The sequence below is a fragment of the Streptomyces tailanensis genome, from assembly GCF_008386495.1.
GTDB classification, from domain to species: domain Bacteria; phylum Actinomycetota; class Actinomycetes; order Streptomycetales; family Streptomycetaceae; genus Streptomyces; species Streptomyces tailanensis.
Window position 1 is genome coordinate 22,515 of record NZ_VTHJ01000047.1, and the last position, 23,909, is coordinate 46,423.

A 23,909-nucleotide genomic window follows, 5' to 3' on the forward strand; every position below is an offset into this window, starting at 1 on the left:
GTCTCTTCGGAACGGAGCTGTGATGCAGGACGTCCCCACGCTGGTGGCACAGGCCAGGGAAGGGCGGCCGCGTGCCGTCGCCCGGCTGATCTCCCTGGTGGAGGGGGCGTCCCCACAGCTCCGCGAGGTCATGGCGGCGCTGGCCCCGCTGACGGGCGGGGCGTACGTGGTGGGTCTGACGGGCTCGCCGGGCGTCGGCAAGTCCACGTCCACGTCCGCGCTGGTGACGGCGTACCGGCGGGCCGGGAAGCGGGTCGGCGTCCTGGCCGTCGACCCGTCGTCGCCGTTCAGCGGGGGCGCGCTGCTCGGTGACCGGGTGCGGATGTCGGAGCATGCCTCCGATCCCGGCGTGTACATCCGTTCGATGGCGACGCGGGGGCACTTGGGTGGCCTCGCGTGGGCGGCCCCGCAGGCGATCCGGGTGTTGGACGCGGCGGGTTGTGACGTGGTGCTGGTCGAGACGGTCGGCGTGGGCCAGTCCGAGGTGGAGATCGCCTCGCAGGCCGACACGTCGGTGGTGTTGCTGGCGCCCGGCATGGGCGACGGCATCCAGGCGGCCAAGGCCGGGATCCTGGAGATCGGTGACGTGTACGTCGTCAACAAGGCCGACCGTGACGGCGCGGATGCGACCGCGCGGGAGCTGAACCACATGCTGGGGCTGGGCGAGTCCCGTGGCCCCGGGGACTGGCGACCCCCGATCGTCAAGACGGTCGCGTCCCGGGCGGAGGGTATCGACGAGGTCGTCGAGGCGCTGGAGAAGCATCGGGCGTGGATGGAGGAGCGGGGGGTGCTGGCCGAGCGGAGGCTTGCGCGGGCGTCACGGGAGGTCGAGACGATCGCGGTGACCGCGCTGCGGGAACGGATCGGCGGGGTCCACGGCGACCGCCGGTTGACTGCGCTGGCCGAGCGGATCGTGGGGGGCGAACTGGACCCGTATCGCGCGGCGGACGAACTGGTGGCGAGCCTCACGGAGGGGTGAGCCCGGGTTTTTTCTCGCCCCCGCCGCCCCTACCCGTCCGATTCCCCAGGGGCGCTGCCCCTCCGACCCCGGGGGTGGCTGGGTACGTGCGGGTGGGTGGGGGCTTGTCGCGCAGTTCCCTGCGCCCTTTCAGGGGCGCGGGGAACTGCGCGAGCAACCCAACACAACCCGCGGGTGTCAGTCGTCCGTGCGGTCGGCCGTGACCTTGGCGGTGTCGAGGGTGACCCTCCAGTCGCTGCCGGTGCCGTCGGTGGCGGTGGTGTCGATCTCCCAGGCCTTGTTCTTGCTGTCCTCGTCGAGGTCGACGGAGGTGATGGTGCCCTTGCCGGCGGCGGCCTCGGCGGCTTCCGCGGCGGTCACGGAGCTGCCCTTGAGGGCGGCGCGGATCTGCTCGGTCTCGGCGGCGTCGTCACCGTCGTCACCGTCGTCGTCGCGGTCGGCGTGGGAGCCGAGGACCTTGCCGGTGCCGGGGTCGACCTGGACGCTGTGCCAGGCGCCGCCGTTGGTCAGGATGTCGACATCCCAGACCAGGTTCGTACCCTCGTCGTCCAGGTCGGCGGAGACTGCCGTACCGGACTTGTGCTTCAGCGCGGCGTTTATGGCGTCGGCGGCCGTGATCTCCGCGGCCTTGGCCTCGGTGGCGTCCTCGGTCTCGTCGTCGGCGGAGTCGTTGTTGTCGTCCGTGTCGTTCTTGTCGTCGTCCGACACCTGCACGCCGGACCGCTTCACCGGCGCCTCGTCGTCGCCGGAGACCGCGATGGCGGTCGCGGTGCCGCCGGCGATGAGGGCCGCGGCCGCGACGGTGGCGATGACGATGTTGCGCTTCATGAGGTTCCTCCCGATTGCGGGCGACTGCAAGTGACTTGTTCGCTGTCGTGTGCTTTCGACGGGGACCAATCTGCCCGACCGACTCTGAAGCCGACCTGAAGCACCCTGAAGCCGTCTTCAGGTTCGGTTTGCCAAGCTGGGCGCATGTGCCCACCCGTCTCCCACCACCGCCCTACTCGAGGCGCTTCGCGCCGCCCCTTTCGATTCTTGATCGTGGAAGATGAGAAGCGGCTCGCGGTGTCGCTGGCCAAGGGGCTGACGGCCGAGGGGTACGCCGTGGACGTCGTCCATGACGGGATCGACGGCCTGCACCGGGCGAGCGAGGGCTCGTACGACCTGGTGATCCTCGACATCATGCTGCCCGGCATGAACGGCTACCGCGTGTGCGCCGCCCTGCGCGCCGCCGGTCACGACGTGCCGATCCTGATGCTCACCGCCAAGGACGGCGAGTACGACGAGGCCGAGGGCCTCGACACGGGCGCCGACGACTATCTGACCAAGCCGTTCTCGTACGTCGTCCTCGTCGCCCGTGTGAAGGCCCTGCTCCGGCGGCGCGGCCCGGTCGGCGACGCCTCTTCCGTGCATGTCGTCGGCGAGCTGAAGCTCGACACCGCCGCCCGGCGCGTCTTCCTCGCCGAGGACGAAGTCGCCCTCACCACCAAGGAGTTCTCCGTCCTGGAGCAGCTCGTCGTGCGCGCCGGGGAGGTCGTGTCCAAGGCCGACATCCTGGAGCACGTCTGGGACTTCGCGTACGACGGCGACCCCAACATCGTCGAGGTCTACATCAGCACCCTGCGCCGCAAGCTCGGCTCCGCGCTCATCAAGACCGTACGCGGCGCCGGTTACCGGTTGGAGGTGCGCCCATGAGACGCCGTCTCTTCGGCTCCGTACGCGCGCGTGCGACCCTCGCCGCGACCCTCGTCGTCGCCGTCGCCCTGGTCGCCGCGGGCACCGCCGTACTGCTCTCGCTGCGCTTCAGCCTCATCGACCAGGCGGACGCCGAGGCGGACTCCGTGGCCCGAAACGCCGCCTCGGCACTGGCGAACGGGTTCGCGTACAAGGACCTGAACCTGCCGGACGGCGACGAGAACCCCGTTACGGTCCTGGACCGAACGGGCAAGGCCGTCGCCGTCGGCGAGGATGTCGAAGGCATGAGCGTGACCGAAATCGCCTCGGACCGGCTCAACTCCACCGCCAATGACGACGCCGACGACGCGGACGAGGGCGAGGAGGAGACGGACGAGGGCGTTCTCGCCGCCGGACAGCTCGCCGACGAGACCCGGTACGGCGAGGGCACCGCGACCGTCGAGGGGGACACGGAGAAGTACCGGTTCGCCGCGGTCGACCTGGTCACGAAGGGGAAGGTCCCGCTCACCGTCTACGCGGGCGCCCCGCTCGCCACCGAAGAGGACGCCGTCGGTACCGCGTTGACGTCGATGCTCATCGGACTGCCGCTCCTGCTGCTGACGGTCAGCGGGGCGACCTACGTCGTCACCGGCCGGGCCCTGCGCCCCGTGGAGGGCATCCGCTCCGAGATGGCGGCCATCACCGCCTCCGAGGACCTCTCCCGGCGCGTCCCACAGCCGGACACGCACGACGAGATCGCCCGCCTCGCCCGTACGACGAACGAGACGCTCGCAGCCCTGGAGACCTCGGTGGAACGCCAGCGCGCGTTCGTCGCCGACGCCTCGCACGAACTGCGCAGCCCCATCGCGTCCCTGCGCACCCAGCTCGAAGTAGGCGCCGCGCACCCCGATCTGCTGGACCTGGACGGAGCGGTCCAGGACACCGTACGACTGCAGTCCCTGGCAGCCGACCTGCTCCTCCTCGCCCGCCTGGACGCCGGCAAGCGCCCCCCGCCGGACGCGCACTTCGACCTGGCGAAGGTGGTGAGGCAGGAGACGGCCGGCCGGGACGGCGTGACGGTCGAGTCCGTCAGCTCGGTGGAGATACGAGGTTCTCGCGGCCAGATCGCCCGCGTGCTCGGCAACCTGCTGGACAACGCCCAGCGGCACGCCCGGGACCGGGTCGCCGTCAGCCTGCGCACCGACGGCGACTGGACGGTCCTCCAGGTCGCAGACGACGGCTCGGGTGTCCCCGAATCCGACCGCACCCGCATCTTCGAACGCTTCGTCCGCCTGGACGAGTCGAGAGCGAGAGACGACGGCGGCGCGGGCCTGGGCCTGGCGATCGCGAGAGATATCGCGGTACGCCACGGAGGCACCCTCACAGTCACAGACGCTCCAGGCGGAGGTGCGCTCTTCGAGCTACGGCTCCCCCAGAAGAGTTAGGGGCGCGGGGCTGTGTCGATTTGCGGCTCCGCCGCGCGGGCGCGACAAGCCACAACGAACCCGCAGCCAAAAGACGACCCACAGCCCCCCCGGCGCTTCCCCGCCCAACCCAGCGGAGCGCTACGGCTTGCCCCGATGGGACCGCAGATGCTCCGCAATCGGCGTCAACGACTTGTGCAGCTCCTCCAACGCCTCCGCCGGCAGCAGGTCGATGAAGTGCCGCCGCACGGAGGCGACATGATGTGGCGCCACCTTCTCCATCATCTCCAGGCCGTGCTCCGTGAGCACGGCGAACAGCCCCCGCCGATCGGACTCGCAGGTCTCGCGCCGCACCAGATTCGCGTTCTCCATGCGCGTGATCTGGTGCGAGAGGCGACTCTTGGACTGGAGGGTCGCGGCGGCGAGGTCGCTCATCCGCATCCGCCGGCACTCCGACTCGGAGAGGTTCACCAGGATCTCGTAGTCGTTCATCGTCAGGCCGAACGGCTGCAGATCCCTTTCGAGCTGGTACGTCAACAGCCTGTTGACATCCACGTGGGTGCGCCAGGCGCACTGCTCCGCATCGGTCAGCCAGCGCGTGGCCGTTTCGGTCTCCATGAATGAAGTCTACCTAAAATGTTGAAAGGCGAACTAGTGAGGGTTTCGGGTATTGCGGGTTGAGGCATGACAACGCGCACACGTTCGATGTCACACTCCGCAGACTACCGCTCACAGCCCGAAGCGACGCTGGAGGTCCCCCAGCTGTCCGGGAAGGCGCGGTTGGCCGGCCGGCTGTCCGCCGTGGCCGGGTACCCCGCCGCCACCCGGTACGCCCGGCTCATGCGGCACCATGCCCGTGGCCTGCTCGGCCATGAGGGTCTCGGAGGACTGGAGCAGCACCGTACCCGCCCCGACGAACTCGAACTGGTGCTCCTCGCCGGACGCGCCGCCGAGGCCCGTCATCGCACGTAGACCGCCCATCAGGCCTGTCATGTACCCATGGTCGTAGTGGTGGCACGGCGAGGGGCAGTCGGCCCAGCCGACCAGCGCCTGCGGGTCGACCCGGATGGGCGGTTCCATGAACACCACCGGGCCGTTCGAGGCGGCCACGAACTTGCCCGTGCCGATGAGGGTCAGGAAGCCCGGAACGATCGACTGCTTGAGCGCGAGACTTGGCTGAAAAGCGAGAAGGTTGCCCGAGCGAATGGTCAGGTTGCCGTCTTCGAGGTCGTACGAATTGACGTCGAAGGCCCGGTCGGCGAGGAGCATCTTGCCCGAGCCCTCCGCCACGACCCAGTCGCTCGCGTGCAGAGGCGAATGAAACGACGTACGGACAAGACGGTCGAGACGGCCGTGCCCGATGCCGTTGAACTCCATCTGGCCGTAGTACGCGATCATCTTGCCCTTCTGCAGGAACCACTGGCTCCCCTTGAGTTCCACGCAGAAGGTGTAGCTGTTGACGTTGTCGTCGCTCGGCAATGTCATCGGGTCGAAGACGGTCGGGCCGGCGGCCGGGGCCCCGTACATGCTCACAGCTTCTCCTCCGAGGCCTGGACGTACACCGCACCACTGCCGCTGAGCTCCAGCTGGAACGCCTCGCCGGAGCCGCGGCCCACCATGTCGCGCCAACCGAGCGCGGTGGACAGCTTGTTGCGTACGTCGCCGTGGTGCGCTACGTACGCCTGGGGGTCCACGTGGACCGGGCGCTGAGGGGTGATCGGGACCTCGATCACGCCGCCGTGCGCCATGACGGCGACGGCGCCGTGGCCCTGGAGGGTGGTGGTGAACAGGCCCTGGCCGGTCACCTGGCCCCGGACCATGCCCATGACGCCGCCCTGCGAGCCCATGAACATCGTGCCCTGCTGGAGGGTGCCGTCGAAGGCCAGAAGACGGTCGGCCTCGACGTAGAGCGTGTCGCCGGTCAGGTTGATCACCTGGATGTGGTGGCCGCCGTGCCCGAACAGGACGGTGCCGCTGCCCTCGACGGTCATCAGCGGCGTCGCCTCGCCGGCCACCCGGCGGCCGATCATCGAGGCGATACCGCCCTGGCCGCCCTGGATGTTGGGCGTGAAGGACACCTCGCCCTTGTAGGCGAGCATCGCGCCGCGCTGGCTGAACAGCCGCTGGCCGGGCACGACCGTCGCCTCGATCATCTTCGAGTTGATCTCACGGAAGGCCATGTCACACGTCTCCCGCCACCGTGTTGCGCTCGCTCGGCTGGACGTACACGAGACCGTCGCCTTCGAAGCGGATCTGGAACGCCTCGCCGCCGCCCTCCCCGAGGAACGTGCGGAACGTCACACCGGACTGGAAGGACTGCTGCAGATTCCCCTGGTGCGCGATGTACGCGCCCGGGTCCACCATCAGCGGGTACTGCTGACTCACCCGCAGCACCACCGCCGGCCCGTCGGACATGATCGCCGCCTGGCCGTGGCCCTCGATGGTCGTCGTGAACAGGCCGTTGCCCTGCGAGGCGCCACGCATCCCCGTGAAGCTCGTGCCCGTACGCAGCCCGGAGTCCGTCGCGAGCAGATTGCTCGACTCCACGTACAGCTTGTCCCCCTGAACATTCACGAGGTTGATCTCCGAGGCCCGGTCCGCGAACCAGCACGTCCCCTGCCCCGTCACCTCCATCAACGTCATCTGCTCACCGGTCAACCGCCGCGTCACCATGCCGCGCAGACCCTCACCGCCGCCGCTCAGCTTCTTGAACGACATCTGACCGTCGTACGCGACCATCGAGCCGTTCTTCGCCTTGACGGCGTCCCCGGTCATGTCGACGGCGAGCACTTTGCTGCCTTGAAGTCGGAACATTGCCACGAGGTGACGGTAACCGCCCGGAAGGCCAACGAGACAGATCCCTGAGTCGGATCTCGACCCTGAGGGGACCCCTAGGGCCTTCGCGAGGTTGACGGATGCCAGAATGAGGAATGCTTGTGCTTCCCTTCACAAAGACCGGCCGACCCCACCGAAGGTGACCCGTGGACACAAAGACCGCCTCCGCCCTCCGCCGCCTGCGCCTCGTCTCCGCCCCCGAGGCCGTCTCCTTCCTGCTCCTGCTGGTCTGCTCGGTGCTGAAGCGGACCACGGAGTTCAACGCGGTGCCGGCGATGGGCATGATCCACGGCATCCTCTTCATCCTGTACGTGATCTTCTGGGCCGACGCCTGGAACCGCGCCAAGTGGAACCTCAAGACCGCCGCGCTCTACTTCATCCTCTCCGTCCTCCCCGCCGGCGGCTTCTTCGCCGACCGCAAGCTGCGCCGTGAGGCCGAGAACGCAGTCAACGCAGCGATCGCCTCCCGCGCCCGCAAGGAAGGGGTCGTGGGCGCGTGATCGTCGCCTTCTCCGTGACGCCGCTCGGCGTCGGCGAGGACGTGGGGGAGTACGTCGCCGCCGCCGTACGGGTCGTCCGCGAATCGGGCCTGCCCAACCGCACCGACGCCATGTTCACCTCGATCGAAGGTGAGTGGGACGAGGTGATGGACGTCGTACGGCGCGCCGTCGCCGCCGTCGAGGAGCGGGCGCCCCGGGTCTCCCTCGTCCTGAAGGCCGACATCCGCCCCGGCGTCACGGACGGCCTCACCTCCAAGGTGGAGACGGTGGAGCGGCACCTGTCCGCGTAGTCCGCGTAGTCCGTGTAGTCGGCGGGCGACCGAACCGACAACCCCGGCCCTTCTGGGCCGGGGTTCATTCATTTCAGCCCTGAACCCCAGCACGGCGCGCGGGCCGGGCAGTTGCGGCGGTTCCCTCAATCGGCCCGCGTGGCTCGCGGAGTCCGTGTCACCGACTCACGATGAAGGCTCAGAGCCGACCGCCGTTCGAGCTTCCGCAGACGGGCGGCCGGCGCTTGGCAGCGAAGGAAGGGCCTGCTGGATGACTACTTCGAAATCCATATCCCAGTCGGCGTTCGACGGTTCCAGGCTACGAGTCATCCTGTCCGTAGATCTCCACGAAGGCGCTCAGCGAGAGTTCCTCGACGCGTATGAGCACATGCGCAGGCAAGTCGTGTCGGTGCCCGGTCACCTCAGTGACCAACTGTGCCAGTCCGTGGAGAACCCGTCCCAGTGGATCATCACGAGCGAATGGGCGGGCGCCCCGCCGTACCTCGCCTGGGTGAACAGTGAAGAGCACCTGGAGATGGTCGGGCCCATGCAGAGCTGTGTCCGTGACCTCAGGTCGACGCGTTACAGCGTCCTCCGTGAGACCGGCCGCTCCTCCCCTCCGGCCACCGGGACCTCCGGCGGACTTCTCGGCTCCCCGCGGGTGGGCGACGGGGTGGTGCGCCACGCGCTGACGTTCACCGTCAAGCCGGGCTCGGAGTCGAAGGTCGCGGAGATCCTCGCCGACTACGCGCCGCCACAGGCCCGCGTCGACGAATCCACCAAGCTGAGCCGTACCACCCTGTTCATGCACGGCAATCGGGTCGTACGCACCGTCGAGGTGCAGGGCGACCTGATGGCGGCCCTGCGTCACGTCTCGCGTCAGCCGGAGGTGCGGGCCGTGGAGGAAGCCATCAACCCGCATCTGGAGCTGAGCCGGGACCTGACCGACCCCGCGTCCGCACGCGCCTTCTTCACCCGCGCGGCCATGCCGGCCGTGCACCATGTGGCGCGTGGCGGACCGGAACCGGCCGACCTCCGGCGCCACGCGCTGTACTACCCGGCCCAGAAGGGCTGCGGGATGGCGCTGGCCCGGCTGCTCTCGGAACAGGACGAGACCGCCGCGGACGACCCGGTCGGCCCGGTGCACCGCAGCACCGTCTTCCACCGCGACGACATCGTCGTCCGACTCGTCGACGTGTCGGGCGATCCCGAGGCCGACCCGGTCAGGGCGCTCGGTGCCCATGGCCCGCGGAAGGCCGCGGTGCTGGCACGACTGCTCGACGGCGCCGCACTCGGCGTGTCAGGACCGCTCACGAGCGAACGGGACGCGACCCGTCTCCTGGCGCACGCCCACATGACGCTGATCACCGATCGCAGGGCCCCACAGTCCTGACAGCGCACGGACAACACCCCCCACTGCCCAACCTGGAGACGGACCATGCACAAGACGCGCCCGCGCATCGTCGACCTGAGCGAGACCGAGCCCAACCGCAAGCGCGGCGGCGACCTGCGCACCATGCTCACACCCGTCACGGTGGGTTCCACGAGCGGATTCATGGGCCTGGCCATCATGCAGCCCGGCGAACGCATCAGCGAGCACTACCACCCGTATTCCGAGGAGTTCGTGTTCCTCGTCAAGGGCCACCTGGAGGTCGACCTTGACGGCGAAACCTTTCCTCTCCGTGTCGACCAAGGCCTCATGATCCCCATCGACATGCGGCACCGCTTCCGCAACGTCGGTGACGAGGAAGCCCGGATGGTCTTCCACCTGGGGCCACTGGCGCCGAAGCCGAGTCTGGGCCACGTCGACACGGAGGCCGTGGCGGAGGGCCAGGACCACAAGCCGTACCCGCTCGTGCAGGAGGAGGCCGCGCGGCCGGAACGGCAGGGGGCCCCATCATGACCCGGCGGGTGGCGGTCACCGGTATAGGTGTCGTCGCCCCCGGCGGGATCGGGGCGCCGGCGTTCTGGGACCTCCTCTCGAACGGCCGTACGGCGACGCGCGGCATCACCCTGTTCGATCCCGAGGGGTTGCGTTCCCGCATCGCGGCCGAGTGCGACTTCGACCCGCTCGCACACGGACTCGCACCCGAGATGGTCGAACGCGCAGACCGGTACATACAGTTCGCCGTGGTCGCCGCGGCCGAGGCGGTGGCGGACTGCGGCATCGACTTCGGCGCGGAAGACCCCTGGCGCGTGGCCGTCTCCCTCGGCAGCGCGGTGGGCGGCACGACCCGCCTGGAGCACGACTACGTCCTGGTCAGTGAACGAGGACAGCGCTGGGACGTCGACCATCACGCCGCCGAACCGCAACTGCACCTGGCGTTCTCGCCCAGCACACTGGCCTCCGTCGTCGCGGAGCACTTCGGCGCCCAGGGGCCGGTGCAGACCGTCTCGACCGGCTGCACCTCCGGGCTCGACGCGGTGGGGTACGCCTTCCACACCATCGAGGAGGGCCGCGCCGACGTCTGCATAGCCGGAGCGTCGGACTCCCCGATCTCCCCGATCACCATGGCCTGCTTCGACGCCATCAAGGCGACGTCACCGAACAACGACGACCCGGCGCACGCCTCCCGGCCCTTCGACGCCCACCGCGACGGGTTCGTCATGGGCGAGGGTGCCGCGGTCCTCCTACTGGAGGAGCTGGAGCACGCCCATGCCCGCGGCGCGCACGTCTACTGCGAGCTCGGCGGCTACGCCACGTTCGGCAACGCCTACCACATGACCGGACTGACCAGCGAAGGCCTGGAGATGGCCCGGGCCATCGACACCGCGCTCGACCACGCGCGCGTGGACCCCTCGGACATCGACTACGTCAACGCACACGGCTCGGGCACCCGCCAGAACGACCGTCATGAGACCGCCGCCGTCAAGCGGTCCCTGGGCGCCCATGCCTACGACACGCCCATGAGCTCGATCAAGTCCATGGTGGGTCACTCACTGGGTGCGATCGGCGCGATCGAGGTCGTCGCCTGCGTGCTGGCCCTGGCCCACCAGGTGGTGCCGCCGACGGCGAACTACGAGACCCCGGACCCCGAGTGCGATCTGGACTACGTACCGCGTGCCGCGCGCTCCCACAGGCTCCACAACGTGCTCTCCGTCGGCAGCGGCTTCGGTGGCTTCCAGTCCGCGGTGCTGCTGACGGGGCCGGGCGGGAGGAAACGATGAGTGCTGACAGGACCCGGCGTGCCGCCGTCACCGGGATCGGTGTGGTCGCGCCCAACGGACTGCACACGGACACCTACTGGAAGTCCGTCAAGGAGGGCCTGAACGTACTGGACCGGATCACCCGGGAGGGCTGTGGGCACCTTCCGCTCCAGGTCGCCGGCGAGGTCCGGGGATTCGACCCCTCGGCGCTCATCGAGGAGACCTTCCTCGTCCAGACCGACCGTTTCACCCACTTCGCGATGGCCGCCGCCGCTGCCGCTCTGGACGACGCGGGACTGAGCACCGGCGCCGCCGACTCGCCGTACTCCGTCGGGGTGGTCACCGCCGCCGGGTCCGGCGGCGGCGAGTTCGGCCAGCGGGAACTGCAGAAGCTGTGGGGACAGGGATCCCGATTCGTCGGCCCCTACCAGTCCATCGCCTGGTTCTACGCGGCCAGCACGGGCCAGATATCCATCCACAACGGCTTCAAGGGCCCCTGCTCGGTGGTGGCCAGCGACGAGGCGGGCGGCCTGGACGCTGTCGCGCACGCCGCCCGGGCCGTGCGGCGGGGGACCGACGTGGTCGTGGTCGGGGCGGCCGAGGCGCCCCTCGCCCCGTACTCGATGGTCTGTCAGCTCGGATACGCCGAACTCAGCACCGACGAGGACCCGGCACGCGCCTACCGCCCCTTCACCTCGGCGGCCTGCGGCTTCGTGCCCGCGGAGGGCGGCGCCGTACTGGTGCTGGAGGACGCGGACCGGGCACAGAGCCGTGACGCGACCGTCCGCGCCACCGTGGCGGGACACGCCGCCACCTTCACCGGCGCCTCACGCTGGGACGAGTCACGGGCGGGCCTCGCCCACGCCATACGCGGCGCCCTCGACGAGGCCGGCTGCGCGCCGGAGGAGATCGACGTGGTCTTCGCCGACGCGATGGGCATACGGGAGGCGGACACCGCCGAGGCCCTCGCCCTCACCGACGCCCTCGGCCCGCACGGCACCCGCGTGCCCGTAACGGCCCCCAAGGCCGGCATCGGGCGGTCCTACTGCGGGGCACCCCTGCTGGACATCGCGGCCGCGGTGATGGCCATGGAGCACGGGCAGATACCGCCGACCCCGGGCGTCTTCGACGTCTGCCACGACATCGACCTGGTGGCCGCCACGGCACGCCCCGCCCAGCTCCGCACGGCCCTGGTCCTCAGCCGAGGACTCATGGGCTCCAACGCGGCGCTGGTCCTGCGTCGCGGCCCCGGATCCCTCGCCCAGAACGACAAGGAGAACTCATGACCACCGAAGCGACGGAAGTGACCGTCGAGGAACTGGCCACGCTGATGAAGAAGGGCGCCGGCGTGACCGTGGACCCACACGATCTCGAAGCCCGGGTGGACACCACCTTCGCCGAGTTCGGGCTGGACTCGCTCGGCCTCCTCGGCATCGTGGGCGAGCTGGAGAACCGGTACGGCCGGTCGCTGCCCACCGACGCCGAACGGTGCAAGAGCCCTCGCGCCTTCCTCGACCTCGTCAACGGCGCGCTGCGGACGGGAGCCTGACATGGCCGGACACACCGAGAACGAGATCACCATCGCCGCTCCCCTCGACCTCGTCTGGGACATGACGAACGACCTGGAGAGATGGCCGCAGCTGTTCAGCGAGTACGCCTCCTGCGAGGTGCTGTCCCGGGAGGGCGACACGGTGACCTTCCGTCTGACCATGCACCCCGACGAGAACGGCAAGGTGTGGAGCTGGGTCTCGGAGCGGGTCGCCGACCGCGACCAACTCATCGTGCGGGCCCGCAGGGTCGAGACCGGCCCCTTCGAGTACATGAACATCGTGTGGGAGTACGAGGAGACCCCGGCCGGCACCCGGATGCACTGGACGCAGGACTTCGCCATGAAGCCCGGCGCCCCGGTCGACGACGCCGGAATGACAGACATCATCAACCGCAACTCACCCATCCAGATGGCCCTCATCCGCGACCGTGTGGAGGCGGCATGCACCACGCACTGATCGTCGCCAGGATGGCCCCGGAGTCGGCCAAGGACATCGCCGAGGTCTTCGCGGCCTCCGACCGCGGCGAACTCCCGCATCTCGTCGGTGTGACCAAGCGCTCCCTGTTCCAGTTCGGCGATGTGTACATGCACTTCATCGAGGCCGAGCAGGACCCGGGACCCGCCGTCGCGAAGGTGGCCGGACACCCCGAGTTCGTCGCCATCAGCAAGAGGCTCGAAGCCTTCGTCAGCCCGTACGACCCCGAGACCTGGCGGAGTCCGAAGGATGCGATGGCGCGGTGCTTCTACCGGTGGGAACGCTGAACGAACAACACCGCCGCCCGCGCTGAGGAGGCGCGGGCGGCGGCCTTGTCGTTGTCTGGTGCGCGTTCTACGAATGCGCGAGCCCCGGCATCAGCCGCAGCGCGTTCTCCCGGTTGATTCCTCGGAGTTGCTGTTCCGAGAGGGCCGGATCGTTGTCCAGAGCGGGTGCCGTGATGTCGGTGATGACGTGTGCGGGGGTGGGCGGCCAGTCCGTGCCGAAAAGGATGCGGCTCGGGTCCACGGTGGCCAACAGGCTGGGGGTGGCCGAGGGGGACATGGGGCCCGCTGTGTCGAAGTAGAAGCGGTGCAGGTAGTCACGGACCCGGCCCGGTTCGATCTTGGGGGTGAGACGCCCGCCGAACAGTTCGAGCCTGGTGGCGATGTAGGGGAGAAAGCCTCCTCCGTGCGGGAGGATGAAGGTGAGGTTCGGATAGCGGTCGAGGGTGCCGTTCTTGATGAGGTTGACGGCGGCACGCGTGGTGTCCACGAGGAAGTCGCATACGAACGGTGGCACTCCCGGCAGCCCGACACCGTCGGCGTTGCCTGCCGGCACCTCCATGGGGTGGGTACTGACGATCGCGGACCGCTCGTCCAGTTCCTTCAGGAGGCGGTCGTGCGAGTCGTCCCCGAGGTGGACACCGGCCATGCTCGTTCTCGTGCTCACCCCGACGGCACCGAGTTCGTCGAGGCCGTACCGGAGGCTCCATGAGGAGAGTTCCAGGTCGTCGAGGAAGACCGGGGTGAAGAACCTGAAGCGTGCGGGATGGTTCTCGACGACGTCGGCCGCCGCCCGCAGCGCGACACGCGCGCTCTCCCGACGCAACGTGGGCTCCTGAAGCCGGCCGAGCATCGCCACGGTCATGACGGCGGTGCTGATGCCCGTCTTGTCCATGACCTCCAGAGCCGTGTTCAGGTCCCAGCGCGTCCACCAGGGCAGCTTTTCGCGCTTGACGACGCCTCGTGCTTCTGCCCAGTCCAGCCAGGCGGGCGCCGTGAAGTGGTGGTGGACGTCCACTCGGCCGGTGGAGGGAATCTCCTCGGACGGAACCTCTGTGGATGGAACCTCTGTGGGGGGAATTGCCATGTGTTTGCCATGTCCTCGGTGTGGGGCCTTCAGGGAGTACGTGCTCGGTCGCGCCCGAGCACGGTCTGCAGCACATCCGTCAGGACGCGATCGGCGTGCGGCATCTCGGAGTGCGCTCGCCATGCGACGAAACCGTCCGGGCGTACGAGGACGGCACCGTCTTCGGCTGTGCCGTGCAGTTCCGCCCACTCGGCACCCGGTTCAGGAACGAGGTCGTGATCGCGGCCGTGTCCCACGAGGTACACCTCGACCGGAGCGCCCACGTTCGCGGCGGCCTTCTCCATCGCGTTCCGCCACATCCGACCTCTGGACCCGGCGAGCATCACGAAGGAACGCTCGTACAGATCGAGCGTGGAGATCCTGGTGCCTCCCCTCATGACCCACATATGAGGGGCACGGCTCCCCGGGGCCCCGTCGAGTTCGAAGGTCTCGGGGAGCACCGGCCGTTCCGTGGGGGCGCCTGCCACCGCGTCCGACGCGTACCGGTAGCAGAGCGCGGCGGTCATGAGGTCCGACGCGTCGTTGTTGCGTCCCGCTGCCAGACCGAATCCGGTGTGCTGCTCCTCGACCGCCTGCTGGGAGGCCCGTGCGCTTGTCGCGACAGCGACGGGCCGGCGTTCGTGCTGGTAGGTGTCGAGCAGGGGCGGGCCCGCCCAGCCGCGGAGCACCGCGGCCAGTTTCCAGGCGAGATTGTGGGCGTCCTGGATTCCGGTGTTGGAGCCGAATGCGCCGTTGGGCGGCATTTCATGTGCCGAATCACCGGCCAGAAAGACCCGGCCCTGTCCGTAGGCGTCCGCGACACGCTGCGAAGCGTGCCAAAGCGCCTTTCCCGTGACCTCGACGTCGATGTCCGGAACACCGGCGGCCGCGCGGACATGTGCCGCGCAGCGCGCGTCACTGAAGTCCTCCAGGGTTTCGCCCCGGTCCGGACTCCAAGGAACATGGATCACCCATCGGTACTCGTTGTCCACCGGCAGCAATGCTCCTTCACCGAGGGGGTCGGTGAAATAGCAGACGATGAATCGTCGCTCTCCGACGTATTCCTTGAGGGCCTTGCTGCGGAATGTGACGCTGACGTTGTGGAACAGGTCACCGGGTCCTGACTGGCCGATTCCCAGGCGCTTGCGAACGGAGCTTCTGGGTCCGTCGGAGGCCACCAGGAAATCGGCGTCCACGGTATAGGTCTCACCGGAGTCCCGGTGCACGACGTGCGCCTGAACCCCGTCTCCGTTCTGCGTGAAGGAAAGCAACTCCGTGCCGAAACGGATGTCTCCGCCCCGGCGGGTGTGGTCCAGCAACACCGGCTCGAGATCGTTCTGACTGCACAGACACCAACTCGACGAGCTGACCCGGGAGATGTCCATGCCTGCGGAGATGTCCGGAACGATCCAGTGGCGCTGATCCCCGGTGAGGGTGTCCACCTGAAGGACACCGTCGTTTCCGGCGAGAGCGGAGGCGGCCTCCCGGATATGCGATTCCAGCCCGGCGGTCCGGAAGATCTCCATGGTGCGCACATTGTTCCCACGGCCACGCGGGTGCGTCGATGTACCGGTGTTCCGCTCGACGAGCATGTGCTCGATTCCAAACCGTCCCAGAAACACGGACATGGAAAGACCCACCAGGGATCCGCCGACGATGAGAACTGGTACAGATTCCGCTGTGCGTCTGCTCACTTGTTTCCCGCCTGTTTCCTGCCTGCTCGGCGATGCCTCGGCCCGGGAGCAGAGGACTGGCCTTTCGGAGATGCTTACCAAGACGACCCGGTTCGCACTCTTCACGTGGCGGCCAGACCCATATGGAAGCGGCGACGGGACCCATATGGCCCACCAGCGTTTGGTGCGCAGCACCGCAAGGGAAACCGTGGAACCTACCGACCGGAACCCGCCCCTACCCCCGGGACCAACCATGACCCAAGCGTTCGCATCCGAGGAATTGTCAACCGAAGAGGCCCAGGCCGCGGCCTCGGCCTGTAGCCGGGAGTACCGCGCCGACCCGCACCCCGTTTACGCCAAACTCCGGGAGACGGCACCCGTATGCCCGCTGACGCCTCCCCACGGGGTCGAGACGTATCTCATCACGCGCTACGAGGACGCTCGTGCCGCGTTGGCCGACCCCCGCCTGAGCAAGGACATGTACGGCGCCATCGACGCCTACCACCGCATCTTCGGTGACTCGTCGATCGCTCTGGACGACAACATGCTCTTCTCGGATCCTCCGAAGCACACCAGGCTCCGGAGGATTGTCGGCAACACGTTCACGCCCAAAAGGGTGGAATCACTGCGCCCGCGCGTCCAGAAGATCACTGAGGATCTGCTGGACCGATGCCCGGCGGACGAGCCCGTGAACCTGCTTCCGGAGTTCTGCTTCCCGCTGCCGCTCCAGGTGATCTGTGAACTTCTGGGTGTTCCGCAGAACGAACGCAAGCGGGCCCAGGAATGGTCCGCCACCGTCGCCCGGACAGGGTTCGGCCCCGAGGCGAGAAAGAAGCTGGAAATCGCCGAGGGAAACCTCCGCGACTATCTGGTGGACCTGATCGCGCGGAAGCGCAAGGAGCCCGACGGAGCCCTGCTCAGCGCACTCGTCACGGCGAAGGACGAGGACGGCGCGCTCACCGACCACGAACTCGTCTCCACGGCGTGGGTGATCCTCTTCGCGGGCCACAAGACGACGGCGTACCAGATCGGCAACGCCGTCCACCATCTGCTCGCCGAACCGGAGCAGAGGCGCCTGGCGTTCAAGGACGAGAGAGCGACGGCGGCGGCCATCGAAGAGATCTTCCGGTTCGAATCCTCCGTGGAGAACGCGACGTTCCGCTACGCGAAAGAGGACATCGTCATCCGCGACACCCTCATCCCCAAGGGCGCGCTGGTCCAGATCTCGCTCACCGCGGCCAACCGTGACCCGGAGGCATTCGACGCGCCGGACCGGATGGACGTCACACGGCCGAACGTCCAGGGCACCCACCTCACGTTCGGCTACGGCGCGCACTACTGCATCGGCTCTCCGCTGGCACGTCTGGAGATGCAGACCGCCCTCACCACGCTCTTCGGGCGGTACCCGCACATGGCAACGGTGGGGGCGCCGGAAGAAGCGCGCTGGCTCACCGTGCCGTTCCCCGCCTTCCGCGGGCTGGCGGAGCTTCTCGTCACCCTCGACCCGTCATGACCGGCCTTCCGGCCGCGTCGCGTGTGCGGGTCATCCGGCTGCTTCGCGTGCGAGAGGGAACGGAATCGGATTTCGTGGCGGCCTATCATCGCGTGCTCGAACGCGCCGCGCGATTCCCCGGACATCGAGGCGAACAGCTCTGCCGCTCCCTTGACGATCCCGGCCAGTGGTTGCTCACCAGCGAGTGGGAAAGCCCTGAAGCCATCAAAGGGTGGCGCACCGACCCTGATCACGAAGATCTGGTCAAGCCGATGAACGCCTGCCTGCACGACGACCGGTGGACAGCGGTCTTCCAGGTCGTGGGGTCTCATCCGTCCTGAACGGATGCTCACCTGCCCGTCGTCCCGGAATCCGGGACGCGGGTCGCCTTCCTCACCATGCTGCTGTCGAACTGGTGTGCGATGGCGTCAGGTTCGAGGACGCCCACGGCGTCGCTGTCGCCGAGGGCGCCCGCGAAGGCGTCGATCCAGTCCAGGTAGGCGTCCGCGTCGGGGGGCGAGGCGTGTGTGGGGCACCGCGTGGGGACCCCCCCTGGGGACCGAAACGCGAGACGGGGCTGACCAGCATGTGACCGGCCGGTAAGGTCGGTGCCGTGCCGAAGCCGCTCAGCCTCTCCTTCGATCCCATCTCTCGCGCCGACGAGCACTGGAAGCAGCGCTGGGGAAACGTCCCGTCCATGGCCGCGATCACCTCGATCATGCGCGCCCAGCAGATCCTGTTGGCGGAGGTCGACGCCGTCGTCAAGCCGTACGGGCTGACCTTCGCGCGCTACGAGGCCCTGGTGCTGCTCACCTTCTCCCAGAAGGGCGAGCTGCCGATGTCCAAGATCGGCGAGCGCCTGATGGTCCACCCCACGTCGGTCACGAACACGGTCGACCGCCTGGTGAAGTCCGGCCTGGTCGACAAACGCCCCAACCCCAACGACGGCCGCGGCACCCTCGCCTCCATCACCGACAAGGGCCGCGAGGTCTGCGACGCCGCCACCCGCGACCTCATGGCCATGGACTTCGGCCTCTCCGTCTACGACGCCGAGGAATGCGCCGAGATCTTCGCCATGCTCCGCCCGCTGAGGGTGGCGGCGGGGGACTTCGAGGAGAGCTGAGCGGCCGCCGAGGGGCGCCCGAAGATCGCTCAAAACCGGTGGTTACGCTCGGACGCATGAAAAAAAGCGTGCTGACCCGCTACCGCGTCCTGGCCTATGTCACCGGTGTCCTGCTGATCCTGCTGACCCTCGGCATGATCGGCAAGTACGTGCTCGATCTGGACGGGGCCGCGGACTTCACGTACGTCGTCAGCCTCGCGCATGGCTGGCTGTACGTCCTCTACCTGGTCTTCGCCTTCGATCTCGGCTCCAAGGCGAAGTGGCCGGTCAAGAAGCAGCTGTGGGTGCTGTTGGCGGGCACCATCCCGACGGCCGCGTTCTTCGTGGAGCGCAAGGTCAGCCGCGAGGTGGAGGCGAAGATCGCGGACAGCTCGTTCGCGACCGCCAAGGCCTAGCCCTTACCGCCGTACGGATGCGCGTACGGCGGTCTGCCATCGACATTTAGTTGGACGTCCTAGTAAATTGGTGGCATGGACGCTGACGCCATCGAAGAGGGTCGCCGACGCTGGCAGGCCCGGTACGACGCCGCGCGGAAGCGCGAAGGGGACTTCACCACGCTTTCCGGGGATCCTGTGGAGCCGGTGTACGGGCCACGGGCCGGGGATGTGTACGAGGGGTTCGAGCGGATCGGGTGGCCGGGGGAGTTTCCGTTCACGCGGGGGCTCTATCCGACCGGCTATCGGGGGCGGACGTGGACCATTCGGCAGTTCGCGGGGTTCGGGAACGCCGAGCAGACGAACGAGCGGTACAAGATGATCCTCGCCAATGGGGGTGGGGGGCTGTCCGTCGCGTTCGACATGCCGACGCTCATGGGGCGGGACTCCGATGATCCCCGGTCCTTGGGCGAGGTCGGGCACTGTGGGGTGGCCATTGATTCGGCCGCCGACATGGAGGTGCTGTTCAAGGACATCCCGCTGGGGGATGTCACCACCTCCATGACCATCAGTGGGCCGGCTGTTCCGGTTTTCTGTATGTATCTCGTCGCCGCCGAGCGGCAAGGTGTCGATCCGCGTGCGCTCAACGGGACGCTGCAGACCGACATCTTCAAGGAGTACATCGCGCAGAAGGAGTGGCTCTTCCAGCCCGAGCCCCATCTGCGGCTCATCGGCGATCTGATGGAGCACTGCGTGGCCGAGATCCCGGCGTACAAGCCGCTGTCCGTGTCCGGGTACCACATCCGTGAAGCGGGGGCCACGGCCGCGCAGGAGCTGGCGTACACGCTCGCGGACGGGTTCGGGTATGTGGAGCTGGGGCTCAGCCGTGGGCTGGACGTGGATGTGTTCGCGCCGGGGCTGTCCTTCTTCTTCGACGCGCATCTCGATTTCTTCGAGGAGATCGCCAAGTTCCGTGCGGCGCGCAGGATTTGGGCGCGGTGGATGCGGGATGTCTATGGGGCGCGCTCCGAGAAGGCGCAGTGGCTGCGGTTCCATACGCAGACCGCCGGTGTCTCGCTGACCGCGCAGCAGCCGTACAACAACGTGGTGCGTACGGCGGTGGAGGCGCTCTCCGCGGTGCTCGGGGGGACCAACTCCCTGCACACCAATGCCCTGGACGAGACCCTGGCCCTGCCGAGTGAGCAGGCCGCCGAGATCGCGCTGCGTACGCAGCAGGTGCTCATGGAGGAGACCGGGGTCGCCAATGTCGCGGATCCGCTGGGGGGTTCGTGGTACGTGGAGCAGTTGACCGATCGGATCGAGGCGGACGCGGAGCGGATCTTCGAGCAGATCAAGGAGCGGGGGATGCGGGCGCATCCCGATGGGCGGCATCCGATCGGGCCCGTGACGTCCGGGATTCTGCGGGGGATCGAGGACGGGTGGTTCACCGGGGAGATCGCGGAGTCGGCGTTCCTGTATCAACAGGCCCTGGAGAAGGGGTCGAAGCGGGTGGTGGGCGTGAATGTCCATCATGGGTCTGTGACCGGGGATCTGGAGATTCTTCGGGTGAGTCATGAGGTGGAGCGGGAGCAGGTGCGGGGGCTGGCCGGGCGCAAGGCTGGGCGGGATGACGCGGCTGTGCGGCGGGCGTTGGACGCGATGCTTGTTGCCGCGCGGGGTGGGGCCAACATGATCGGGCCGATGTTGGATGCGGTGCGGGCCGAGGCGACGTTGGGGGAGATCTGTGGGGTGTTGAGGGAGGAGTGGGGGGTGTATACGGAGCCGGCTGGGTTCTAGGGGTTCTTTCGCCCCCGCCGCCCCTACCCGTCCCTCCCCCACTCTCGGCTTCGCTCGAGCGGGGGGACCCCGTCCAGGGGCTGCCGCCCCTTCGACCCCACGCCCATTAGCTCGGGGGTGCGGGCCTAACGGGGCGTTTCCTTCAAACCCTCCAGCAATAGCTTCGTGAACGCCATTGCCCAGGTTTCGTCTGCTGGTTCTGCGCTTACCAAGGTGCGGTGGACTACCGCGCCTGCTACTACGTCGAAGATCAGGTCGGCTGTGTGGGCGGCCGTCTTGGGGTCTTGTTCTGGGGGGAGTTCGCCTCGGGACTGGGCTCGGGTGCGGCCTTCCAGGACCAGGCGTTTTTGGCGGGCGACGATGGAGGTGCGGATGCGTTCGCGGAGGGCCTCGTCGCGGGTGGATTCGGCTATTACCGCCATCAGGCCGCTTTTCGCTTCCGGGCGGGCCAGGATGGCTGCGAATTGGAGGACCACGCCCTCGATGTCGGCGGCCAGGCTGCCTCGGTCGGGGAGGCGGAGTTCGTCGAAGAGGGCGGCCACGGCGTCGACGACTAGTTCGTTCTTGCCTGCCCAGCGGCGGTAGAGGGTCGTTTTCGCGACTCCGGCGCGGGCCGCCACGTCGCCCAGGGTCAGCTTGGACCAGCCGAGTTCGACCAGGGCCTCCCGGGTGGCCGCCAGGATCGCGGTGTCCGCGGTGGTGCTGCGCGGGCGGCCGGTGGCGCGGGGGGCGGGGCTGCGGCTCTGCATCCGCCGACCATATCCGGCCGTTCCCGGGGGCTTCGGCATGTCTTCCCCGCCGTCGTGAGACAGATCACTGGGGGGTGGGTATATAGGAGTCGCCGGCGCAGTTACGCTACGACTCGTATCGAAAGCCTGGCGCTTTTCACGTGCGCGCTCGGAGGGGGGAGGATGTACTCATGCAGCCACGGAACATGTCCATGAGCGGAGTCGTCGACCTCGCCGCGGTGAAGGCGGCCCAGGAGGCCAAGGTGAAGGCGGAGCAGGCGCGCGCCGAAGCGGCCCGACAGGGCGGGGGAGGGGCGGTCTCGCCGGCCGACCTGGTCATCGATGTAGATGAGGCCGGGTTCGAGAGTGAGGTCCTGCAGCGGTCCACCGAGGTGCCCGTCGTCATCGACTTCTGGGCCGAGTGGTGCCAGCCCTGCAAGCAGCTCAGCCCGGTGCTGGAGCGGCTGGCCGTCGAGTACAACGGCAAGTTCGTCCTCGCCAAGATCGATGTCGACGCCAACCAGATGTTGATGCAGCAGTTCGGGATCCAGGGGATTCCGGCGGTCTTCGCTGTGGTGGCCGGGCAGGCGCTGCCCCTCTTCCAGGGCGCCGCCCCCGAGCAGCAGATCCGCGCCACCCTCGACCAGCTCGTGCAGGTCGCCGAGGAGCGCTTCGGTCTCACCGGCCTCGTGGTGGACCCGGACACCGAGCCGGGCGCCCCCGTCGAGGCCGCCCCGCAGGCCCCGGCCGGCCCGTACGACCATCTGCTCGAAGCCGCCGTACACGCGCTGGACGCGGGCGACTTCGGCGGTGCGGTGCAGGCGTACAAGAACGTGCTGAGCGACGACCCGGGCAACAGCGAGGCCAAACTGGGCCTCGCACAGGCCGAGTTGCTGCAGCGCGTGCAGGGCGCCGACCCGCAGGAGGTGCGCAAGGCGGCCGCCGAGAACCCGGCTGACGCCCAGGCACAGATCGCGGCGGCGGACCTCGACCTCGTCGGCGGACATGTGGACGACGCGTTCGGTCGACTCATCGACACGGTGCGGCGCACGGCCGGGGATGACCGGGATGCCGTACGGCTGCGGCTGCTTGAGCTGTTCGAGGTGGTCGGGTCCGACGATCCGCGGGTGGCCGCGGCGCGGCGGGCGTTGGCACGGGCGCTGTTCTGATCGACCGCTCGTCCTTGACTCCGCAAGGGGTTGTGCGCGTCCGGGTCGAAGTGCCGTGGCGCGTGATGCACGAGTGAGAGATTTGCCGACACAGCGACAACGCGGCCGCGCTTTACCAAATCTTGGTAATCGCGGCCGCTGTTACTGCCAGTAAGGCAATGCCGTCGTTCTGTCGGAATCTGTCCGGCTGTCCCCCGATGTGTCGGCTCACTCGGCGCCACCCTGGGGCGTTGACCGATGCCGATGGGTCGTTGTTCGGTTATCCGTCCGTTACTAGCCAGTAACGAACCCCCTTGCGGGGGCGGCGAGAATGCACCACGATCGGCGACGCTCGGTCCATTCCCGTACCCCGCCAGCCAGTCGGGTCAACGGGTTTTCTGGGTCCCCACCGAGTAGAGCCGGCGACAGTGGCGCCGGCTCTTGGACAGGGGGGTCTCTGCTCAACGGCAGAGCCTGTCCAGCAGGTTGTGCGTGATGCGTGTCAGGCGCGACCAGTGGTTGTCGCTCGGGGGTGATCGCCGGTGATTCGGGCGCTGTTCGCGCCGCCGAGCGCGGGCGCTCTCCTTCCCGAGGACGTAGCACTTCTCCCATCCCTGCCCGGCCGAGCCGCCGTTCCACGGGGCGAACCGGTCAGGAGATGTACGTCCGAGAAGGAGGAAATATGGAGTCCCAGGTGCGTGGCGGGACCAGATGGAAGCGGTTCGCTGTGGTCATGGTGCCCAGCGTCGCCGCCACAGCAGCGATAGGTGTCGCCCTCGCGCAGGGTGCTCTTGCCGCGTCGTTCAGCGTGTCGGGCCAGTCGTTCAAGGTGACGGCTGACCGGCTCGACGGTACGGGCTTCTCGCAGTACGGAGCGCTCGACGAGGGCTACACCCTCAAGGGCGAGAAGACGGCTCACCCCGTCGCCGTCTCCGCGTTCAGAGACGCGGAGATCACCAACATGTGCCAGTCGGTCGTCACCCCGAACGTCCCGATCTTCGGTAGCGTCAGCCTCAAGCTGACCGCCGGTACCGGTGGCGAGAAGGTCAAGGCCGAGAACCTCTACATCGACGTCGAGGACCTCTCGGCGGATGCCACCTTCCGTGGCATCGACATCGGTGTGGCGGCCAAGGACGCCGGCAAGGGTCCGGGCATGAAGGGCGGCAAGGAGCAGGCCAACCCCTACGGGTTCGCCCAGCAGGCCGACTCGGCCACGCTGACCGACGTGAAGCAGACGGCGTGGGCGACCACTGCCGGAACCTTCAAGCTGAGCAACCTCAAGATGTCGCTCCACAAGGGCACCGTGGAGTGCTACTAAGCACTCCCTGGGCGGGCGAGGGGGCCCACGCTTCTTCGCCCGCCCGTCTTTCTC

27 protein-coding genes are annotated in these 23,909 nt (G+C 68.3%); 19 read left to right on the plus strand and 8 right to left on the minus strand.

The features are described from left to right. The first annotated feature begins 22 nt into the window (after positions 1–22). Positions 23–979 (plus strand): methylmalonyl Co-A mutase-associated GTPase MeaB, encoded by a 957-nt coding sequence (gene meaB, locus F3T56_RS31520; RefSeq protein ID WP_149828754.1) that lies wholly within the window; start codon positions 23–25, stop codon positions 977–979. Between the two features lie 177 nt (positions 980–1,156). Here meaB and F3T56_RS31525 read toward each other — a convergent pair whose 3' ends face one another. Next, positions 1,157–1,807, minus strand: coding sequence for a PepSY domain-containing protein (locus tag F3T56_RS31525; RefSeq protein WP_149828755.1), 651 nt, complete (start codon positions 1,805–1,807; stop codon positions 1,157–1,159). Between the two features lie 144 nt (positions 1,808–1,951). Here F3T56_RS31525 and F3T56_RS31530 point away from each other — a divergent pair, with 144 nt between their 5' ends. Both F3T56_RS31530 and F3T56_RS31535 read left to right on the plus strand, forming a co-directional pair. Next, on the plus strand, positions 1,952–2,674 hold the full coding sequence (locus tag F3T56_RS31530) for a response regulator transcription factor (protein ID WP_425473671.1): 723 nt from the start codon (positions 1,952–1,954) through the stop codon (positions 2,672–2,674). Next, the gene (locus tag F3T56_RS31535; protein WP_149828757.1) at positions 2,671–4,098 is read left to right on the plus strand and encodes a sensor histidine kinase; all 1,428 of its coding nucleotides are present in this window, start codon (positions 2,671–2,673) and stop codon (positions 4,096–4,098) included. Before F3T56_RS31530 ends, F3T56_RS31535 begins: the two co-directional genes overlap by 4 nt. Before the next feature lie 120 nt (positions 4,099–4,218). On the opposite strand, the gene F3T56_RS31540 is transcribed toward F3T56_RS31535, so the two are convergent. The 4 genes from F3T56_RS31540 to F3T56_RS31555 form a co-directional block, all read right to left on the minus strand. Then, the gene (locus F3T56_RS31540) at positions 4,219–4,695 is read right to left on the minus strand and encodes a MarR family winged helix-turn-helix transcriptional regulator (protein ID WP_149828758.1); all 477 of its coding nucleotides are present in this window, start codon (positions 4,693–4,695) and stop codon (positions 4,219–4,221) included. A gap of 111 nt (positions 4,696–4,806) precedes the next feature. Continuing rightward, positions 4,807–5,604: an AIM24 family protein gene (locus tag F3T56_RS31545; protein WP_149828801.1), complete on the minus strand. Its 798-nt coding sequence runs from the start codon at positions 5,602–5,604 to the stop codon at positions 4,807–4,809. A gap of 2 nt (positions 5,605–5,606) precedes the next feature. Next, positions 5,607–6,257 (minus strand): AIM24 family protein, encoded by a 651-nt coding sequence (locus tag F3T56_RS31550; protein WP_149828759.1) that lies wholly within the window; start codon positions 6,255–6,257, stop codon positions 5,607–5,609. 1 nt (position 6,258) lies between these two features. After that, positions 6,259–6,891: an AIM24 family protein gene (locus F3T56_RS31555; RefSeq protein ID WP_149828802.1), complete on the minus strand. Its 633-nt coding sequence runs from the start codon at positions 6,889–6,891 to the stop codon at positions 6,259–6,261. Positions 6,892–7,058: 167 nt separating this feature from the next. Here F3T56_RS31555 and F3T56_RS31560 point away from each other — a divergent pair, with 167 nt between their 5' ends. From F3T56_RS31560 to F3T56_RS31600, 9 genes are all read left to right on the plus strand, one after another. Further along, positions 7,059–7,412 carry a DUF3817 domain-containing protein gene (locus tag F3T56_RS31560; protein ID WP_149828760.1) on the plus strand — a complete coding sequence of 118 codons (354 nt, stop codon included), beginning with the start codon at positions 7,059–7,061 and terminating at the stop codon, positions 7,410–7,412. Continuing rightward, positions 7,409–7,702 (plus strand): MTH1187 family thiamine-binding protein, encoded by a 294-nt coding sequence (locus tag F3T56_RS31565; RefSeq protein WP_149828761.1) that lies wholly within the window; start codon positions 7,409–7,411, stop codon positions 7,700–7,702. The genes F3T56_RS31560 and F3T56_RS31565 overlap by 4 nt, the downstream gene beginning before the upstream one ends. A gap of 250 nt (positions 7,703–7,952) precedes the next feature. Continuing rightward, a complete protein-coding gene (locus tag F3T56_RS31570) occupies positions 7,953–9,074 on the plus strand; it encodes a SchA/CurD-like domain-containing protein (protein ID WP_149828762.1) in 1,122 nt (373 codons plus the stop codon). Between the two features lie 45 nt (positions 9,075–9,119). Beyond that, positions 9,120–9,584 (plus strand): cupin domain-containing protein, encoded by a 465-nt coding sequence (locus F3T56_RS31575; RefSeq protein ID WP_149828763.1) that lies wholly within the window; start codon positions 9,120–9,122, stop codon positions 9,582–9,584. Then, positions 9,581–10,849, plus strand: a complete 1,269-nt coding sequence (locus tag F3T56_RS31580; protein WP_149828764.1) for a beta-ketoacyl-[acyl-carrier-protein] synthase family protein — start codon at positions 9,581–9,583, stop codon at positions 10,847–10,849. The genes F3T56_RS31575 and F3T56_RS31580 overlap by 4 nt, the downstream gene beginning before the upstream one ends. Next, on the plus strand, positions 10,846–12,114 hold the full coding sequence (locus tag F3T56_RS31585; RefSeq protein WP_149828765.1) for a ketosynthase chain-length factor: 1,269 nt from the start codon (positions 10,846–10,848) through the stop codon (positions 12,112–12,114). Before F3T56_RS31580 ends, F3T56_RS31585 begins: the two co-directional genes overlap by 4 nt. Next, entirely contained in the window at positions 12,111–12,377 is a 267-nt protein-coding gene (locus tag F3T56_RS31590; protein ID WP_149828766.1) for an acyl carrier protein, read from the plus strand. The genes F3T56_RS31585 and F3T56_RS31590 overlap by 4 nt, the downstream gene beginning before the upstream one ends. A 1-nt stretch (position 12,378) precedes the next feature. Further along, a complete protein-coding gene (locus F3T56_RS31595; RefSeq protein ID WP_149828767.1) occupies positions 12,379–12,834 on the plus strand; it encodes an SRPBCC family protein in 456 nt (151 codons plus the stop codon). Then, positions 12,819–13,139 (plus strand): TcmI family type II polyketide cyclase, encoded by a 321-nt coding sequence (locus F3T56_RS31600; protein ID WP_149828768.1) that lies wholly within the window; start codon positions 12,819–12,821, stop codon positions 13,137–13,139. The genes F3T56_RS31595 and F3T56_RS31600 overlap by 16 nt, the downstream gene beginning before the upstream one ends. 67 nt (positions 13,140–13,206) lie before the next feature. Here F3T56_RS31600 and F3T56_RS31605 read toward each other — a convergent pair whose 3' ends face one another. Continuing rightward, on the minus strand, positions 13,207–14,223 hold the full coding sequence (locus F3T56_RS31605) for an amidohydrolase family protein (RefSeq protein ID WP_246204087.1): 1,017 nt from the start codon (positions 14,221–14,223) through the stop codon (positions 13,207–13,209). Positions 14,224–14,252: 29 nt separating this feature from the next. Then, positions 14,253–15,896: an FAD-dependent monooxygenase gene (locus F3T56_RS31610; RefSeq protein WP_281291928.1), complete on the minus strand. Its 1,644-nt coding sequence runs from the start codon at positions 15,894–15,896 to the stop codon at positions 14,253–14,255. A gap of 232 nt (positions 15,897–16,128) precedes the next feature. On the opposite strand from F3T56_RS31610, the gene F3T56_RS31615 reads away from it, so the two are divergent. The 5 genes from F3T56_RS31615 (at position 16,129) to icmA (ending at position 20,661) form a co-directional block, all read left to right on the plus strand. After that, on the plus strand, positions 16,129–17,388 hold the full coding sequence (locus tag F3T56_RS31615) for a cytochrome P450 family protein (protein ID WP_149828770.1): 1,260 nt from the start codon (positions 16,129–16,131) through the stop codon (positions 17,386–17,388). Beyond that, positions 17,385–17,708, plus strand: a complete 324-nt coding sequence (locus tag F3T56_RS31620) for an antibiotic biosynthesis monooxygenase family protein (protein ID WP_149828771.1) — start codon at positions 17,385–17,387, stop codon at positions 17,706–17,708. The genes F3T56_RS31615 and F3T56_RS31620 overlap by 4 nt, the downstream gene beginning before the upstream one ends. Positions 17,709–17,980: 272 nt before the next feature. Beyond that, positions 17,981–18,490 carry a MarR family winged helix-turn-helix transcriptional regulator gene (locus tag F3T56_RS31630; RefSeq protein ID WP_149828772.1) on the plus strand — a complete coding sequence of 170 codons (510 nt, stop codon included), beginning with the start codon at positions 17,981–17,983 and terminating at the stop codon, positions 18,488–18,490. 56 nt (positions 18,491–18,546) lie between these two features. Further along, positions 18,547–18,885, plus strand: a complete 339-nt coding sequence (locus F3T56_RS31635; RefSeq protein ID WP_149828773.1) for a DUF3817 domain-containing protein — start codon at positions 18,547–18,549, stop codon at positions 18,883–18,885. Between the two features lie 75 nt (positions 18,886–18,960). Further along, entirely contained in the window at positions 18,961–20,661 is a 1,701-nt protein-coding gene (icmA, locus tag F3T56_RS31640; RefSeq protein WP_149828774.1) for a coenzyme B12-dependent isobutyryl-CoA mutase large subunit, read from the plus strand. A 125-nt stretch (positions 20,662–20,786) separates the two neighbouring features. Here icmA and F3T56_RS31645 read toward each other — a convergent pair whose 3' ends face one another. Next, positions 20,787–21,410, minus strand: coding sequence for a TetR/AcrR family transcriptional regulator (locus F3T56_RS31645; RefSeq protein WP_149828775.1), 624 nt, complete (start codon positions 21,408–21,410; stop codon positions 20,787–20,789). A gap of 170 nt (positions 21,411–21,580) precedes the next feature. On the opposite strand from F3T56_RS31645, the gene F3T56_RS31650 reads away from it, so the two are divergent. Next, complete coding sequence (locus F3T56_RS31650; protein ID WP_149828776.1) at positions 21,581–22,558, plus strand: tetratricopeptide repeat protein; 978 nt, start codon at positions 21,581–21,583, stop codon at positions 22,556–22,558. A 661-nt stretch (positions 22,559–23,219) separates the two neighbouring features. Beyond that, entirely contained in the window at positions 23,220–23,855 is a 636-nt protein-coding gene (locus F3T56_RS31655; protein WP_149828777.1) for a DUF6230 family protein, read from the plus strand. The last annotated feature ends 54 nt before the right edge of the window (positions 23,856–23,909 follow it).